The organism is Roseateles sp. GW821-FHT09G03 (assembly GCF_059416045.1).
In genome coordinates this window covers 545123-560634 of sequence record NZ_JBWKOK010000003.1, presented here as the reverse complement: position 1 = coordinate 560634, position 15512 = coordinate 545123, and the positions used below count along the sequence as shown (strand labels likewise).

The window sequence follows — 15512 nt, the reverse complement described above, 5'->3', positions numbered from 1 at the left end:
TCCGGGAAGCGGGAAAGATCGGGAGGCGGTCCAGCGCGGTCAGGCGTTGGCCAGCAGCCACTCGCGCAGCGTCGGCACGTCGTGCGCGACCAGCAGCGGCTCGAAGCCGCGCAGCGATTCGTGTTCGTGCGCGCCGTAGGTGACCGCCACCGCCGGGCAGCCGGCATTGCGCGCCAACTGGAGATCGTGGGTCGTGTCGCCGATCATCAGCGTGCGCTCCGGCTCGGCGCCGAACTCGCGCATCAGCTCCAGCAGCATCTGCGGATTGGGCTTGCCGGCGGTCTCGTCCGCGGTGCGGGTGCCGTCGAACAGCGTCTTCATGTCGACCGCGGCCAGCGCCTCGTCCAGGCCGCGGCGGCTCTTGCCGGTCGCGACGGCCAACCAGTGGTGCCGCGCCTTCAGGTCGCGCAGCAGCTCGGGCACGCCGTCGAACAGCGTCACCTCATGCGCCGACGCGAAGTAGTGGTGGCGGTAACGCTGGCCGAGTTCCGGATACCGCGCCGGGTCCAGGCCCGGCAGCGCGTACTGCAGCGCCTCGATCAGGCCCATGCCGATCACGTAGGCGGCGCGCTCGCGCGACGGCGGCTTCAGGCCGAGGTCCGCCGACGCGGCCTGCATGCAGCGCACGATGAGCGCGGTGGAGTCGAACAGGGTGCCGTCCCAGTCGAACACGATCAGGTCGAAGCGTTGAGGCATGGTGATCCGCGGAAGGTCGTCAGGGCGTCAGGTCACGGCGCCGGACGGCGCAGCGCGCCCAGGAGTTTCTCGCACTCCGGCGGCAAGGGCGCCTCCAGGGTCAAGGTCTCGCCGGTCGCCGGATGCACCACGCGCAGCAGCCGCGCATGCAGGAACATCCGGTCGAAGCGCAACGCCCCTCGCGCGATCAGGCGGTTGGCCTCGAAGTCGCCATACTTGGGATCGCCGACGATCGCGTGGCCTTCATGGGCCAGGTGGACCCGGATCTGGTGCGTGCGGCCGGTCTTGATCGTGACGTCGAGCAGGCTGTAGCCGCCGCCCTTGCCGTTGCCCGGATAGGCTTCGACCACCTTCACCAGGCTGATCGACCGCTTGGCCTGGTCTGCCTGTGGATCCTTGGGATCAGACACCGCCCTCACCCAGCGCTCGCCGTCGCTGCCGACGAATTTCAGCAGCGGGACGTCGACGACCTTCTTGCTCTTCGCCCAGGTGCCGGCGACCAGCGCCGCGTAGGTCTTGCCCGTCTCGCGGTCGCGCAGCTGGTCCTGCAGGTGCGTCAGCGCGCTGCGCTTCTTGGCGATCATCAGCAGGCCGGAGGTTTCCTTGTCCAGCCGGTGCACCAGCTCCAGGAACTTCGCCTGCGGACGTGCGCGCCGCAGCTGCTCGATCACGCCGAAGCTCACGCCCGAGCCGCCGTGCACCGCCACGCCGGCAGGCTTGTCGACGACGATCAGGTGTTCGTCCTCGAAGACGATGGGGAATTCGCGGGCAGGGACGGCGGCGGCCTGCTCGGCGGGCTTCTCCGCCAGGCGCACCGGCGGCACGCGCACCACGTCGCCGACTTCGAGCCGCGAGTCGGCGCTGCAGCGGCCCTTGTTGATGCGCACCTCGCCGGACCGGATGATCCGGTAGACCAGGGTCTTGGGCGCGCCCTTGAGTTCGCGGATCAGGAAGTTGTCCAGCCGTTGTCCGGCGGAGCCCTCGTCGACGGTCAACTGACGGACCTGGGCCGGCGCGGCCGGTTCAGCCGACACCGCCGGCTTGACTGACGTCGGTGTCGGCGCAGGTGCCGATCCCGGTCTCGGTCCCGGCCTGGACCCGGGGTTGGGCCCCGGTTTCGGAGGCGCGGCCCTCCTCGCGGCACTGCGGGCAGTCCCTGGGGCGGCCTTGCGGGCTTTAGCCCCTATAATGCTGCTTGCCACGTTTCCGTTCTAAGTATTTGATTTTTCTCATTTTACTCGGACGCACGCGTCCGAGGTCGGCGAGAACGTGGCAGTGAGCAGCGATTGTGAGTAGGCTGCTCATCACTTTTGGTGATGCAACGTCAGGTCATCGTTGTCGGGCCCGCTTCCCAAAGCGAGCGGGCAGGCGCCGAGGCCGGACGGCAGAGCAACATCGTCAGAACCATGCCCACGAGGCCGGTCGCATTCCAGGATGTCGGCAGGCGGCGCGGGCAGTACAACAAGGTTTCACGACGACAGAAGACGGGCCGCAAGGCCCCGGCGCTGACGTCAGCACCCAGGCTCCGATTCCGGATGTTTTCTTCGGTCCATTCCACCCCCCGCCGCCTGCGAGCGCGTGTTGGCTTCGTCCACACGCCAGGCTCCGGCCGTGGTCGGGTCGCGCCTCAGTCGGCGCGCTTGAGGACCAAGACAGCCGACCCGGGGCCCGCGGCGCACGCGCCAACGCTGCATCGCTGAACGGTCGAACGAGCCGTTCAATTTGCAGTCCAGGGCGATCCTTTCATTGGTTCTTTCGCGTTACTCGTGCATCGGTCGAATCGCCCGCCGGTGAACCTCCGGCGGCGGTTCTGAGGTACGCGCGTCAGCGGCAATGCCCTGGCGTGGAGGAGAACTGATGAAACGCATGCTGATCAACGCGACGCAGCAGGAAGAGCGTCGCCTGGCCATCGTCGATGGACAGAAGCTGTTGGACTTCGAGACCGAGATCGAAGGCCGCGAACAGCGCAAGGGCAACATCTACAAGGCGGTCGTGACGCGCGTCGAGCCGTCGCTGGAGGCCTGCTTCGTCGACTACGGCGAGGACCGCCACGGCTTCCTGCCGTTCAAGGAGATCTCGCGCCAGTACTTCCGCGAAGGCGCGGACGTGCGCTCCGCCAAGATCCAGGACGTGATCAAGGAAGGCCAGGAACTGCTGGTCCAGGTCGAGAAGGAAGAGCGCGGCAACAAGGGCGCGGCGCTGACGACCTTCGTGTCGCTGGCCGGCCGCTACCTGGTGCTAATGCCCAACAACCCGCGCGGCGGCGGCGTGTCGCGCCGCATCGAGGGCGAGGACCGTGAAGAGCTGAAGGACGCGCTCGACCAGCTCGAGTACCCGAAGGGCATGTCGCTGATCGCCCGCACCGCCGGCATCGGCCGTTCCGCCGCCGAGCTGCAGTGGGACCTGAACTACATGCTGAAGCTCTGGACCGCCATCGACGAAGCGTCGGGCGGCAAGGGCGCCTTCCTGATCTATCAGGAGTCGTCGCTGGTGATCCGCGCGATCCGCGACTACTTCACCGCCGACATCGGCGAGATCCTGATCGACACGGACGACATCTTCGAACAGGCCCACCAGTTCATGTCGCACGTGATGCCGGAGACGGCACACAAGGTCAAGCGCTACCGCGACGACGCGCCGCTGTTCAGCCGCTTCCAGATCGAGCACCAGATCGAGACGGCCTTCAGCCGCACGGTGAACCTGCCCTCGGGCGGCGCCATCGTGATCGACCACACCGAGGCGCTGGTCTCGGTGGACGTGAACTCGGCGCGCGCCACCCGCGGCGGCGACATCGAGGAAACCGCCACCCGCACCAACCTGGAAGCCGCCGACGAGATCGCGCGCCAGATGCGTCTGCGGGACCTGGGCGGCCTGATCGTCGTGGACTTCATCGACATGGAGGAGTCCAAGAACCGCCGCGAGGTCGAACAGCGCCTGCGCGACGCGCTGCGCCAGGACCGCGCCCGCGTGCAGTTCAGCTCGATCAGCAAGTTCGGCCTGCTGGAACTGAGCCGCCAGCGCCTGCGCCCGGCGCTGAGCGAAGGCAGCCACATCACCTGCCCGCGCTGCAACGGCACCGGCCACATCCGCGACACGGAGTCCTCCGCGCTGCAGATCCTGCGCATGGTCCAGGAAGAGTCCATGAAGGACAACACCGCCGCCGTGCACGTGCAGGTGCCGGTGGAAGTGACCTCGTTCCTGCTGAACGAGAAGCGCACCGAGATCACCAAGATCGAGCTGAAGCAGCGCGTGACCGTGCTGCTGGTGCCCAACCGTCACCTCGACACGCCGAACTACAAGCTCGAGCGCCTGCGCCACGACGATCCCCGCCTGGAGAACCTGCAGGCGAGCTACACGATGATCGAGGAGCAGCAGGAAGAGGAAAGCATCACCCGCCGCGGCGCCGAGAAGAAGAACAAGCAGGAGCCGCTGATCAAGGGCATCCTGCCGGAGCAGCCGGCCCCGATGCCGGTCGCTGCCGCGCCCAAGGCCGTCGAGCCGGTGGCCGCCGCCCCGGTGGCGGCGCCTGCGCCGGCCGCGCCCGTGGCCGCCGGTGGTGGCTTCTTCGGCTGGATCAAGAGCCTGTTCGGTGGAGAACCGGCGCCCGCGCCGGCACCGGCCCCCGCAGCCAAGGCGGCCGAGCCCGCCAAGAAGGAACGTGGCGAGCGCGGTGAACGCGGCGAACGCGGTGGTGATCGCGGCCGTGGCGGCGATCGCAACCGCCGTGGCGAACGCGGTGAGCGCGGCGAGCGTGGTGAACGCGCTGGCGGTGAACGCGGCGAGCGCGGTGAACAGAAGGCCCGCGACAGCAAGTCGCGCGGTGAAGGCAAGCCGCAGCAGGAAGGCCGCGGCGAGCGTCCGGAACGCGGCGATCGCGCCGAGCGTGGTGACCGTGCCGAGCGCGGTGGTGAACGCGCAGAGCGTGGCGACCGTGGCGAGCGCGGCGGTGACCGTCCGCGCCGCAACGAACGTGCCGACAAGCCGGAACAGGCCGTCGACGGCGCGCCGCGTCAGGAACGCACCGAGCGCGGTGATCGTCCGGAACGGGGCGATCGCCCGGAACGCGGCGAGCGTGGTGACCGGGGCGAGCGCGGCGAAGGCCGTCGCCGTCGCGAGGAACGCCCCGCTGATGCCTCGCAAGAGCAACTGACCGCGCTGGCCGGCACTGAAGCTGCCAATGTCGAGTCGCCGATCGCGTTCGCCGACACGCAACCGCTGGAGACGCCGCTGGGCGAAGCCGGCGACGAGCGTCAAGGCCGTCGTCGCCGTCGTCGCGGTGGCCGCGATCGCGGCGCCGAAGGCGTCGAGGGTGCGGAGCAGGTCGAAGGCACGCTGGTCGAAGGCCAGGCGCACTCCGGCGAGACCTCGTTCGCCGAGGGCGCCGAGTCCGCTGCCGCTCCGGTGGTCGAGGGCGAAGCCCCGGCTGGCGAAGAAGGCGCGGAAGGCCAGGGCCGCCGTCGTGGCCGTGGTCGCGACCGTTATCGCCGTGACCGCCGCGAAGGCGAAGGCGCACCGGCCGATGGCGTGACTGCCGAAGGCGACGTCGCCGCCACGCCGGCTATCGCCGCGCTGGACGGCATCGTCCTGGATGCCGGCGCCGCGCCGCGTCAGCTGGAACTGGGCGACGAGCCGAAGCAGGCGCCGGTGCAAGCACCGGTGGCGGCTGCCGCTCCAGCGCCGGCTCCGATCCAGGCCCCTGCCCCGGCTCCGGTCGCCGCTCCTGCAGTCGCAGCAGCAGCGCCGGCGCCGGCCGCGGTGCCCCGCTTCGAGCTGCCGATGACCGAGCTCAGCGCCGTCGCCGAAGGCGCCGGCCTGGTCTGGGTCAACAGCGACGCCGACAAGATCGCCGCCGCCAAGGCCGCGATCGCTGCCGAGCCGGCCGCCGCGCCGCTGGGCCGCGAACCCGTGCCGGCGGTGGTGGTCGACGAAGGCCCGCTGGTCCTGGTCGAGACCCGCAAGGATCTCAACCAGATCAAGCTTCCGTTCGAGGCTTGATCGACTGAAGATCGCGGCGGACACCTACCGGTGTTCGCCGCCGAGCCGCCGAGGCCCTGCCCGGCGGCTTTCCTTTTGGGGCGTCACGAGCGCCCCGCGACATGACGGAGACAGACTCTTGAACACGTCCACCATCGCCGCCCGGCCGGGCGACGCGGCCGGCGCCAAGGCCGCGCCGAAGATGCCGCCGCAGATCCCGTACATCATCGCCAACGAGGGCTGCGAGCGCTTCAGCTTCTACGGGATGCGCAACATCCTGACGGTGTTCCTGATGACCAGCCTGCTGCTGGCCATCCCGGAGCCGCTGCGCAAGGGCGAGGCCAAGGAGGTGTTCCACACCTTCGTCATCGGCGTCTACTTCTTCCCGCTGCTGGGCGGCTGGTTGTCGGACCGCTTCTTCGGCAAGTACAACACCATCTTCTGGCTGAGCCTGGTGTACTGCGCCGGCCATGCCTGCCTGGCGATCTTCGAGAACAACCTGCGCGGCTTCTACTTCGGCCTGTTCCTGATCGCGCTGGGCTCGGGCGGCATCAAGCCGCTGGTGAGTTCGTTCATCGGCGACCAGTTCGACAAGAGCAACCGCACGCTGGCGCAGAAGGTCTTCGATGCCTTCTACTGGATCATCAACTTCGGCTCGTTCTTCGCGTCGCTGCTGATGCCGATCTTCCTGGACAAGTTCGGCGCGAGCGTCGCGTTCGGCATTCCGGGCGCGCTGATGTTCATCGCGACGCTGATCTTCTGGAGCGGCCGCCGCAAGTACACGCACGTGCCGGCCGGCGAGTCGCACCGCGACCCGCACGGTTTCCTGAAGGTCGTGCGCACGGCGCTGCTGTCGCAGGCGCCCGGCCAGGGCCGCGGTGGCCTGATCGTCGCCGGCCTGGGCGTGGTGCTGGCCATCGGCGCGCTGGCGCTGACCCCCAACCTCGGCTTCGTGATCGCGTTCTGCTCGGCGCTGGTGCTGGTGATGGGCTTCGGCGGCGTCGGCGCCTGGATGCAGCTGGAGCGCGCCCGCGCGGTGCACCCGGCCGAGGCCGTCGAAGGCGTGCGCACGGTGCTGCGCCTGCTGGTGCTCTTCGCACTGGTCACGCCGTTCTGGTCCCTGTTCGACCAGAAGGCCTCGACCTGGGTGCTGCAGGCCGACCAGATGGCCAAGCCCGAGTGGTTCAAGTCCTCGATGATGCAGGCGCTGAATCCGGCGCTGGTCATGATCCTGATCCCGTTCAACAACCTGGTGCTGTATCCGCTGCTGGCCAAGATGGGCCTGAAGGTCACGGCGCTGCGCCGCATGGGCGCGGGCATCGCGTTCGCGGGCATCGCCTGGATCGTGGTCGGCGGCCTGCAGCTGTGGATCGACGGCGGCCACGCGGTCGACATCACCTGGCAGGTGCTGCCCTACGCGCTGCTGACGCTGGGCGAGGTGCTGGTGTCGGCGACCGGCCTGGAGTTCGCCTACAGTCAGGCGCCGCTGGCGATGAAGGGCGTGATCACGAGCTTCTGGAACCTGTCGGTGACGATCGGCAACCTGTGGGTGCTGCTGGCCAACTCCAGCGTCAAGGGCGCGGCGGTGACGGCCTACATCCAGTCGACGGGCACGAGCGTCACGGCCTTCCAGATGTTCTTCTTCGCCGGCTTCGCGCTGCTCGCGGCGCTGCTCTTCGCGCTCTATGCGCGCGGGTACCGGATGCAGGACAACTACCGGGGCTGAGGCCCCCTCGGCTCAAGCGGACTCACGCAGATTCAGGGAGAGACAGACATGGCACGAATCCTTTCACTGGTCGCCGCGCTCGCGGTGCAGGCCGCGGTGGCGGTGCCCGCCGCGATGGCGCAGGACAGCGTCAAGCTCAACATGGTGCCGCTGCCGTCGACGCGGCAGCAGGTCGACATCGCCATGGACATGAAGATGAACATGTCCATGGCGCTGCCGCCGAACGCGACCGAGCAGCAGCAAGCGCAGATGGCGCAGATGAAGGCCTCGATGCCGATCACCATGAAGATGGGCATGCGCCAGGACCTGTCGACGACGGCGAAGGCGCCCGACGGTGCCTACACGCTCAATGCCGAGGTCACCACGCTCAAGAGCGAGATGCGTGACGGCACCGGCCAGACGCGGCCCATTCCGCAGCAGGGCCCGATGCGTTTCAGCGCGCAGCTGAAGGACGACCAGTTCGGGAAGATCGATCTGGAGCTGTCCAATGCCGCGCAGGCGCAGGCGCTGAGCAAGGAGATGCAGGAGAAGATCTTCAACCAGAGCTTCGACTGGATGCGCAAGTTCAACGGCAAGTCGCTGAAGGTCGGCGAGACGCTCGAGATGCCGATCGACATGAACCTGCCGATGACCGGCGCCAAGACGGGCAAGCTGCTGGGCAAGTACACGCTGACGTCGGTGAACAAGGGCGTCGCGTCGTTCGACATCGACGTGCGGATGGACATGAGTTTCGCCGCGCCGGCGCAGCCGGCCTCGGACGCGTCGTCGCCGGCGGGCCGCCCGGTCGAGGGCGTGATGAGCGGTTCGGGCCGCGGCAAGATGGACCTGCGGCTCGCGGATCGCCTGATGGTGCGCAGCACGATGGCGATGACGATGGGCGTGGACATGGCCGGCCCGCAGGGCAACAAGATGCGCATGGACATGGAGATGGCCATGACCAGCACGGGCAAGGCGCTGCCTCCGGGGGCGAAGAAGCCGGCCGCGCCGGCGAAGCCCGCGACGAAGGGCTGATCACGGCTCGCGCTGTTCGACAGCCCAAAGAAGAAGACCGCCCTCAGGCGGTCTTCTTCTTTCTACGACAGTTCATGGGAGCAACCTGGACAGATCGGTGGATGCACTCACGTCCTGGCGCGGCGGCGGACTTCGCGCATGCCGCGCATCGTCGGAATGACGTCGCGCATCACTTGCAGGAACGCGCGCAGGCGCGCGGGCTGGAGACGCCGTGACGGATAGACCAGAGAGATCGGCAGCGGGCTCGCGCACCACTCGGGCAGGACACGGACCAGCCGTCCCTCGGCCATGTCATCGAAGACCGCCCATTGAGACACCAGTGCAAAGCCCAGGCCCCGGCGGGCTGACTCGATGAGCGCAAAGAGGCTGTCCGTCCCCAGGCGCGGCCGGAACGCGATGTGCATCCGTTCCTCGCCGTCCGCGGCACGGAGGTCCACGCCGTCGCGATAGAACGCCAGCAGCGCCAGCCACGGCTGCGCGCCGAGCAGTTCGGCGATCTCCTCCGGCGGCTTCTTGCCCAGGCCTTTCGGCAGCTTCTTCGCGAGCTGCGGCGTGGCGACCAGCACGCGGGGGATCTCGGCCAATTGCGTGGCGATCAGGTTGGGCTGGCTGATCTCGCCGACCAGCAGCGAGCAGTCGACGTTCTCTCGGCTGAAGTCCGGCAACTGGTCCTGCAGCATCCACTCCACCGACACGCGCGGATGCTTGGTGAGGAAGGCCGCCAGCGGCTCGATCAGCTGACTCTGCCCGAAGGCGTGCGGGACGCGCAGCCGAAGGGTGCCGGACAGCTCCTCGCCGCCCTCGAGTTCTTCCGCCAGGGACTGCCAGCCATCGATCAGGTCCTGAGCCTGCGCGGCGCAGCGCTCGCCCTCCTCGGTCAACCGGAGCCCGCGCGTGGAGCGCTCCACCAGCCGCGCGCCGAGCAGTGATTCCAGCATCTGCACGCGGCGGCTGACGGTCGGTTGCGTGGTCGCGAGCTGCAGCGCGGCAGCGGAGAAGCTGCCGGCCTCCGCCACGCGGAGGAAGGTCTGCAGCAGCGCGAGGCGGTCCTGGCCGCTGTCCCGGTTGGCGTCGTTCATGGCCCGCTTTATACGCCGTGCGTATGGGCGCTGTGCGAGCCGGCCCGGTTCCCGTCAGGGCCCTGAATCCGAAGAATGCGGGTCATTCGGTGCTCACCCGCACCCTCCCCCTTCTTCTTCACGCCATCTTGAACCATCCTCCGGGAGTTGCGATGTCCAGCCTTCCCATGCCTTCGAACGCCGCCGCCGCGCCGCGCGACCCCGCCATCCCGTCCACGCCGCTGATCGTGCTGCTGGCGGCGTCGGCGGGCCTCGGCGCCGCATCGCTGTACTACAGCCAGCCGATCCTCGCGCCGCTCGCGGAGGACCTGCACGCCTCGACCGCCGGCATCGGCGCCGTGCCCATGCTGACGCAGCTCGGCTACGCCGCCGGCATCCTGCTGCTGACGCCGTTGGGTGACCGCTTCGACCGCCGCAAGGTCATCCTCACCAAATTCGTGCTGCTGATCGCCACGCTGCTGCTGTGTGCGTTCGCGCCGGGCTTCGCGCCCTTCCTCGTGGCCAGCGCGGTGCTGGGCCTGACAGCGACGCTGGCGCAGGACGTCGTGCCGATGGCCGCGACCTTGAGCCCCGCCGAGCATCGCGGCCGCATCGTCGGCCAGGTGATGACGGGACTGCTGCTCGGCATCCTGCTGTCGCGCGTGATGAGCGGCGTGATCGCGCAGGCGTTCGGCTGGCGCTGGGTCTACGGCCTGGCGGCGCTGGCACTGACGGTCACGGGACTGGCCAGCTGGCGCTGGCTGCCGTCGTCACCGCCGGCGATGCGCACGACGTATGGCGCGCTGCTGCGCTCGCTCGGCGGCCTGTGGAAGACGCTGCCGACGCTGCGTCGCGCCGCGATCGCGCAGGCGCTGTTGGCGGTGGCGTTCAGCGCGTTCTGGTCGACGCTCGCGGTGATGCTGCACGAGCGCTTCGGCCTGGGCAGCGCGGTGTCGGGCGCCTTCGGCCTGGCGGGCGCGGCGGGTGCGCTGGCCGCGCCGCTGGCGGGTCGCTTCGCCGACAAGCGCGGCCCTGGCGTGGTGACCAAGCTCGGCTCGCTGCTGGTGGCGCTGTCCTTCGCGGTGATGTCGGTGACGGCCTGGCTGGACCGCGGCGCGGCGATCGTCGTGCTGGTGGTGCTCGCGATCGTCTTCGACTTCGGCGTGCAGGCCGCGCTGGTCGCGCACCAGACGATCGTCTACAGCCTCGACCCGGCCGCGCGCAGCCGCCTCAACGCGCTGCTGTTCACGGGCATGTTCATCGGCATGGCGACCGGCGCGGCGCTGGGCAGCGTGCTGCTCACCCATTGGGGCTGGATCGGCGTGACGGGACTGGCGACGGTGGCGAGTGCCGCAGCGCTGGTGGTGCGGCTCGGCGCCGACGAGTGACGCGGGAAGAATCGGGCAAGTCGGGCAAGTCGGACAAGTCTGGCGAGTTCAGTCGCCCCGCCCGAGGAAGGCCCGGATCGCCGTGATCCGGCCTTGCGCGTCGAAGTCCAGCACGTCGACGACGAACAGCTCGATGTGCCCGTCGACGAGGATGCGCAGCTCGCCGGCCACCGAGCTCGCGTGCTCCAGCGTCCGCAGCACCTCGATGTGGATTGATGCTGCTGACTCGAAGTTCTTGCGCGTCTCCGCGATGGCCGCATCGCGTCCTTTCACCGAGAGATTCCAGTCGCGCAGCGTGACGTCCTCCGAGAACATCGCGGCGATGCCGTCGAGGTCCTTGGCGGCGTAGCGATTGAGATAGTCGAGGAAACGATCTCGCAGCGTCATGGCCGTGCCCATCAAGTCGGCCGGCGCGCGATGGCCTCGTCGGTCAGGATCGGCTGCCCCGCGCAGACCCGCTCCCACAGGTCCCTGTACGCCACCACCTCGGGCACGACGAGGTCGCGCAGGCCCTCGGGCACGTTCTGCACATCGACGTACTGCTCACTGCCGTCGGGCATCGTGCGGATCACTTCCTCGTAGTCCTCGTGGTCCAGTTCCTCCCGGGCATCGAAGGTCACCAGGGCTTCGAGCTTGCCGGCGCTCATCATGTGGTCGTCCTGCAGCCACAAGGTCGTGCGGACGCGGCCCTTGAGCCACAGCTCGCCATGGTTGTAGCAACTGACGACCGCCTCGGCGATGTCGGCGTCGCCGTGGACGGTGATGGTCGCGCCACCGCTGGCGATCGAGCGCGCGGTCAGACTGCCGGTGACGACGAGGAACGGCCCGCCGTCGGTGTTGACGTTGAGCACCGAGCCACCGATCCGCAGGTTGCCGATCACGGCGATGCCGGCAATCTCGAATGCGTCTGCGCCTTGCTCGATGCCGACGCGGGCCAGCCACTGTGCGTCACCCCAGCCTGGCCAATCGAGGACCAGCGACGTGTCGAGGTGCCAGTCGCCTTCGCAGACGAGCACGTGATAACGGGAGAGATCGCGGAGGTAGTTCATCGACGACGAGGACAGAGCGAATCGCTCGGCCGCCTCGGCGCAGGTCATCACGGAGAACTTGGGCATGGCACGCGGTGCAGGAATGGCGATACGGACATGCTAGCGACCAGAGCAATGCTTCCGAGGACGGACGGCCGGCTGAAAGTCACTTCCGGGGCTTTGCTTTCGTGACGCTTCAAACCCTGCGAAACAGCTCGGGATAGTCGATCACAAGGCCGTCTTCATCGACCGGCAGTTCGACAGTGAAGCCGGAGCCGTCCAGCGACTCGAACCGATAGAGCCGCTCTTCGAGCCGCGTATAGGCCTGCGCCTGCGGCCGGACTGTCAGCGCCGTGCCATCAACCCAGGCCATGCGGAACTCCCGCCGCTCACCGATGGTCAACGGCACGCGCCGGATCGGGAAGCTGTTGGTGAAGGGCGTGGGCCAGATGTCGATGTCGAGGCAGCCATCGAGCTCGGCCAGAGCCCGCCCTTCGCCGTCCTGCCAATGACCGTCGCCATCGGACCTCAGACGCATCGAGCGAAAGGCACCGCCTTCGTCGTCGACGAGAGACAGCGTCGCTTCGCGCAATCGCCACGACTCGTCCCAGCTCAACCGGTAGGCGAGCCGGAACGGTCCGACCTCTTCGTCGACCGCGATCACGACACCGTCGGCACGACCGTCGGAGAGCAGCAGATGCTCGATGCCGACGCCCGGTTGCGCGGCGTTCCAGACCGGGATCCAGCAGACAGTGCGAGGCAGAGGCATGACGGACTCCTTGATCGCTACTTCGCCCACGCGGGCTTGCGCGTCGTCGCGCAGAAGCGCTTCATCTCTTCCACATCCGTGATCTCGATGTTCGGTTCCAGCGATTGGAGCGCGCGCATCACGGTCGCATTCGCGCGGTACTTCTTCTTCAACGCCGCAAGCTTGGCGTCGGTCCCGGTACAGCTCTGGCAGAGGTTCCAGTCGATGTCCTTCTGCCGTTCCTCGTCGCCATCGCCCGATTCGCCACGGAAGTGATCGCAGCCCTCCCGATCCTGGAGGAAGCCAGTCACGTCCTTCGGCAACGCCGGGCCAGCGGGAGCTGCCAGCACGGGCACGCCCACCGTGAGCGCGGCGACAAGCACGCCCAGCCTGAACAGGGATGTCGGGAACATATGAATCACCACCTTGAATTGGATGGCCGGTCAGGCCGGCGGCGCGTCATGACACACCACGCACAGCTTGTTCCCATCCGGATCCCGGAAGTAGGCGCCGTAGTAGTTCGGGTGGTATTGGGGACGCAGACCCGGCTCGCCTTCGCAGGTCCCGCCGTGGGCGAGTGCCGCGGCATGGACCTCGTCGACCATCGCACGCGACCCGGCCATGAACGCCGTCATCTGACCGTTGCCGAAACAGGCTTCGCCTTCCAGCGGGCGTCCGATCAGGAACAGCGGCCGCACGGTCTGCGCGGACTGCCAGCCCGCCCGTGGATAAGCCGGATCGACGAAGCGCTGCGGCTGCTTCAACGCCGCCATCACCGGCGTGTAGAACGCCAGCGCCCGGTCGAAGTCGGTGATGCCGACGAACAGATGAGAGAACATCGCTGCGCCCCTTTCACTGCGTCCGGCCGCGCCAGCCGATCAGGCTGACGCCCAGCGCGACGAAGCACGCGCCGAAGGTGCGGTTCATGAGCTTCACCCGCGTCGGCGAGGCCAGCCCGCGCCGCAGCGCCCGCGCGAGCAGCACGTAGAACGCATGCGCCAGCACCGCACAGGCGGAGAAGGTCACCGTCAGCACGACGAAGTCGCGCAGCGCCGTCTCCGGATGGTTCATGAACTGCGGGAACAGCGCGGTGAAGAACAGGATCGCCTTCGGGTTCGTCAGCGCGACCATGATGCCGCGCAGGAACAGCGCCCGACGCGAGAGGCCGGCCACCTCCGCGGCAGCGGCATCGCCCGTGGTCATCGACATCCGCGCGCCCTGGCGCCACTGCTTGATGCCCAGCCAGATCAGGTAGCAGGCGCCGAGCAGCTTCACGACCAGGAAGGCCTGGGCCGACGTGCTCAGCAGCACGCCGAGCCCGGCCGTCGTCGCCGCGGACACGGCCAGCAATCCGATCGCATTGCCCAGCGACCCGACCATCGCCCGTCGCGGCCCGACGCTGAGCGAATTCGAGATCGCCATCAGCACCGCCGGCCCCGGCGTGAAGGTGACGAACAGCGCCACACTGACAAAGCCCAACCAACTGGTCACATCCACACCGATCTCCCTAGCGCACGACACAGGAAGCGCAGATGTTAGCGGGCGCGGCTTCGGGGCTAGGATCGTCCGATCGATCACCCCTGCCCGGGAGTCCCCATGCGATCCGTGTTCCACCTGGCCTATCACGTGCGAGACCTGGACGATGCCCGCGCCTTCTACGGCGGCGTGCTCGGCTGCGAGGAGGGGCGCAGCACCGACACCTGGGTCGACTTCGACTTCTTCGGTCATCAGATCTCGCTGCACCTCGGCGAGCCGTTCCAGACGGGCAACACCGGCAAGGTCGGTGACCACATGGTGCCGATGCCGCACCTCGGCGTGATCCTGGCGATGCCGAACTGGCGCGTGCTCGCGGACCGGCTGGAGACGCGCGGCGTCGAGTTCGTGCTGAAGCCCAGCATCCGCTTCGCCGGCCAGCCCGGCGAGCAGGCGACGATGTTCTTCCTCGACCCGTCGGGCAATCCGATCGAGGTCAAGGGCTTCGCCTCCACGGACGGGATCTTCGCGACCTGAACGGTCCCGGTGACTGACCGCCCGAGCACTCGCGCACCGGACGACCCTCGATGAACGAGGCCGTCGCCATCGGCCCCCTGGTGCTGCCGTGGGCCTTCCTGCACCTGTGCGTGGCCGTGGCCGCATCGCTGGCAGTCGCAGCGTTCCTCGCGCGCAAGCGCGGGCAGGACGCGGGACCGCTGCTGTGGCGCAGCCTCTGGGTCGCCATCGTGTTCGCGCGGCTCGGTTTCCTCTACCAGTACAAGGAGCTGTACGTCGAGCACCCGCTCAGCATCTTCAACCTGCGCGACGGTGGCTGGTCACCCGAGGTCGGCATCATCGCGATGTGGATGTATGCGACCTTCCAGCTGCGGAACGTGCCGGCGATGCGGCTCTCCGCGACGGTGCCGCTGGCGCTGGGCACGGCGATCGTGGTCGCGGGACAGATCCAGCTCGCCATGCGGCCCGCCGCGGAGCCGCTGCCAGCCTTGCGCTTCGAACAGCTGAATGGGGAGCCGATCAATCTCGCCGGACTGCGAGGCAAGCCCGTGCTGATCAACCTGTGGGCGACCTGGTGCGGGCCGTGCATCCGCGAGATGCCGATGCTGGCGCAGGCGCAGCGCGACCGGCCAGACGTGCGCTTCGTCTTCATCAACCAGGGCGAGGACGCGGCCCACGTCGCGAAGTGGCTGGGCCAGCAACGCCTGACGATGAGTGGCGTCGCCATCGACGAGCACCGCCAGGCCAGCGCGGTCTTCAAGCAGGTGGGCTATCCCACCACCCTGCTCTTCGATGCCTCCGGGAAACTCGTCGGCAAGCGCACCGGCGAGCTGTCGCAGCCGGCGTTGGAGGCGATGTTGACGCAGCTGCGCTGACGCGCAGCGCAGGCGCCAT

15 protein-coding genes are annotated in these 15512 nt (G+C 68.4%); 6 read left to right on the top strand and 9 right to left on the bottom strand.

Annotated features, from left to right (window positions below; all coding sequences use genetic code 11):
- Window positions 1–39: 39 nt before the first annotated feature.
- Together AC07OZ_RS14705 and AC07OZ_RS14700 are read right to left on the bottom strand one after the other, a co-directional pair.
- Complete coding sequence (locus AC07OZ_RS14705; protein ID WP_495467834.1) at window positions 40–696, bottom strand: HAD family hydrolase; 657 nt, start codon at window positions 694–696, stop codon at window positions 40–42.
- Window positions 697–728: 32 nt separating this feature from the next.
- On the bottom strand, window positions 729–1730 hold the full coding sequence (locus tag AC07OZ_RS14700; protein ID WP_495467833.1) for an RluA family pseudouridine synthase: 1002 nt from the start codon (window positions 1728–1730) through the stop codon (window positions 729–731).
- A gap of 823 nt (window positions 1731–2553) precedes the next feature.
- On the opposite strand from AC07OZ_RS14700, the gene AC07OZ_RS14695 reads away from it, so the two are divergent.
- The 3 genes from AC07OZ_RS14695 (at window position 2554) to AC07OZ_RS14685 (ending at window position 8407) form a co-directional block, all read left to right on the top strand.
- A complete protein-coding gene (locus tag AC07OZ_RS14695) occupies window positions 2554–5691 on the top strand; it encodes an Rne/Rng family ribonuclease (protein WP_495467832.1) in 3138 nt (1045 codons plus the stop codon).
- A gap of 181 nt (window positions 5692–5872) precedes the next feature.
- Entirely contained in the window at window positions 5873–7396 is a 1524-nt protein-coding gene (locus AC07OZ_RS14690; protein ID WP_495467987.1) for a POT-type proton-dependent oligopeptide transporter, read from the top strand.
- A 48-nt stretch (window positions 7397–7444) separates the two neighbouring features.
- The gene (locus tag AC07OZ_RS14685; protein WP_495467831.1) at window positions 7445–8407 is read left to right on the top strand and encodes a hypothetical protein; all 963 of its coding nucleotides are present in this window, start codon (window positions 7445–7447) and stop codon (window positions 8405–8407) included.
- Window positions 8408–8514: 107 nt separating this feature from the next.
- On the opposite strand, the gene AC07OZ_RS14680 is transcribed toward AC07OZ_RS14685, so the two are convergent.
- Window positions 8515–9486, bottom strand: a complete 972-nt coding sequence (locus AC07OZ_RS14680) for a LysR family transcriptional regulator (protein WP_495467830.1) — start codon at window positions 9484–9486, stop codon at window positions 8515–8517.
- A gap of 152 nt (window positions 9487–9638) precedes the next feature.
- Between AC07OZ_RS14680 and AC07OZ_RS14675 the strand changes: the two genes are divergently transcribed.
- Window positions 9639–10853: an MFS transporter gene (locus AC07OZ_RS14675; RefSeq protein ID WP_495467829.1), complete on the top strand. Its 1215-nt coding sequence runs from the start codon at window positions 9639–9641 to the stop codon at window positions 10851–10853.
- Window positions 10854–10901: 48 nt separating this feature from the next.
- On the opposite strand, the gene AC07OZ_RS14670 is transcribed toward AC07OZ_RS14675, so the two are convergent.
- The 6 genes from AC07OZ_RS14670 to AC07OZ_RS14645 form a co-directional block, all read right to left on the bottom strand.
- Window positions 10902–11240 (bottom strand): nuclear transport factor 2 family protein, encoded by a 339-nt coding sequence (locus AC07OZ_RS14670; protein ID WP_495467828.1) that lies wholly within the window; start codon window positions 11238–11240, stop codon window positions 10902–10904.
- A gap of 11 nt (window positions 11241–11251) precedes the next feature.
- Window positions 11252–11968: a hypothetical protein gene (locus AC07OZ_RS14665; RefSeq protein ID WP_495467827.1), complete on the bottom strand. Its 717-nt coding sequence runs from the start codon at window positions 11966–11968 to the stop codon at window positions 11252–11254.
- 109 nt (window positions 11969–12077) lie between these two features.
- The gene (locus AC07OZ_RS14660) at window positions 12078–12650 is read right to left on the bottom strand and encodes a putative glycolipid-binding domain-containing protein (RefSeq protein ID WP_495467826.1); all 573 of its coding nucleotides are present in this window, start codon (window positions 12648–12650) and stop codon (window positions 12078–12080) included.
- A 17-nt stretch (window positions 12651–12667) separates the two neighbouring features.
- Complete coding sequence (locus AC07OZ_RS14655) at window positions 12668–13042, bottom strand: hypothetical protein (protein WP_495467825.1); 375 nt, start codon at window positions 13040–13042, stop codon at window positions 12668–12670.
- Between the two features lie 30 nt (window positions 13043–13072).
- Complete coding sequence (locus tag AC07OZ_RS14650; protein ID WP_495467824.1) at window positions 13073–13468, bottom strand: VOC family protein; 396 nt, start codon at window positions 13466–13468, stop codon at window positions 13073–13075.
- Window positions 13469–13481: 13 nt separating this feature from the next.
- Window positions 13482–14126 (bottom strand): LysE family translocator, encoded by a 645-nt coding sequence (locus AC07OZ_RS14645; protein ID WP_495467823.1) that lies wholly within the window; start codon window positions 14124–14126, stop codon window positions 13482–13484.
- Window positions 14127–14225: 99 nt separating this feature from the next.
- On the opposite strand from AC07OZ_RS14645, the gene AC07OZ_RS14640 reads away from it, so the two are divergent.
- Together AC07OZ_RS14640 and AC07OZ_RS14635 are read left to right on the top strand one after the other, a co-directional pair.
- The gene (locus AC07OZ_RS14640; protein ID WP_495467822.1) at window positions 14226–14639 is read left to right on the top strand and encodes a VOC family protein; all 414 of its coding nucleotides are present in this window, start codon (window positions 14226–14228) and stop codon (window positions 14637–14639) included.
- A gap of 50 nt (window positions 14640–14689) precedes the next feature.
- On the top strand, window positions 14690–15493 hold the full coding sequence (locus tag AC07OZ_RS14635) for a TlpA family protein disulfide reductase (RefSeq protein ID WP_495467821.1): 804 nt from the start codon (window positions 14690–14692) through the stop codon (window positions 15491–15493).
- Window positions 15494–15512 lie beyond the last annotated feature (19 nt).

Bases quoted from the DNA above. Each gene is read 5' to 3' on its own strand.
- AC07OZ_RS14705 (WP_495467834.1), bottom strand. From the start codon at position 696: ATGCCTCAACGCTTCGACCTGATCGTGTTCGACTGGGACGGCACCCTG.
- AC07OZ_RS14695 (WP_495467832.1), top strand. From the start codon at position 2,554: ATGAAACGCATGCTGATCAACGCGACGCAGCAGGAAGAGCGTCGCCTG.
- AC07OZ_RS14690 (WP_495467987.1), top strand. From the start codon at position 5,873: ATGCCGCCGCAGATCCCGTACATCATCGCCAACGAGGGCTGCGAGCGC.
- AC07OZ_RS14685 (WP_495467831.1), top strand. From the start codon at position 7,445: ATGGCACGAATCCTTTCACTGGTCGCCGCGCTCGCGGTGCAGGCCGCG.
- AC07OZ_RS14680 (WP_495467830.1), bottom strand. From the start codon at position 9,486: ATGAACGACGCCAACCGGGACAGCGGCCAGGACCGCCTCGCGCTGCTG.
- AC07OZ_RS14675 (WP_495467829.1), top strand. From the start codon at position 9,639: ATGTCCAGCCTTCCCATGCCTTCGAACGCCGCCGCCGCGCCGCGCGAC.
- AC07OZ_RS14670 (WP_495467828.1), bottom strand. From the start codon at position 11,240: ATGACGCTGCGAGATCGTTTCCTCGACTATCTCAATCGCTACGCCGCC.
- AC07OZ_RS14665 (WP_495467827.1), bottom strand. From the start codon at position 11,968: ATGCCCAAGTTCTCCGTGATGACCTGCGCCGAGGCGGCCGAGCGATTC.
- AC07OZ_RS14660 (WP_495467826.1), bottom strand. From the start codon at position 12,650: ATGCCTCTGCCTCGCACTGTCTGCTGGATCCCGGTCTGGAACGCCGCG.
- AC07OZ_RS14655 (WP_495467825.1), bottom strand. From the start codon at position 13,042: ATGTTCCCGACATCCCTGTTCAGGCTGGGCGTGCTTGTCGCCGCGCTC.
- AC07OZ_RS14650 (WP_495467824.1), bottom strand. From the start codon at position 13,468: ATGTTCTCTCATCTGTTCGTCGGCATCACCGACTTCGACCGGGCGCTG.
- AC07OZ_RS14640 (WP_495467822.1), top strand. From the start codon at position 14,226: ATGCGATCCGTGTTCCACCTGGCCTATCACGTGCGAGACCTGGACGAT.
- AC07OZ_RS14635 (WP_495467821.1), top strand. From the start codon at position 14,690: ATGAACGAGGCCGTCGCCATCGGCCCCCTGGTGCTGCCGTGGGCCTTC.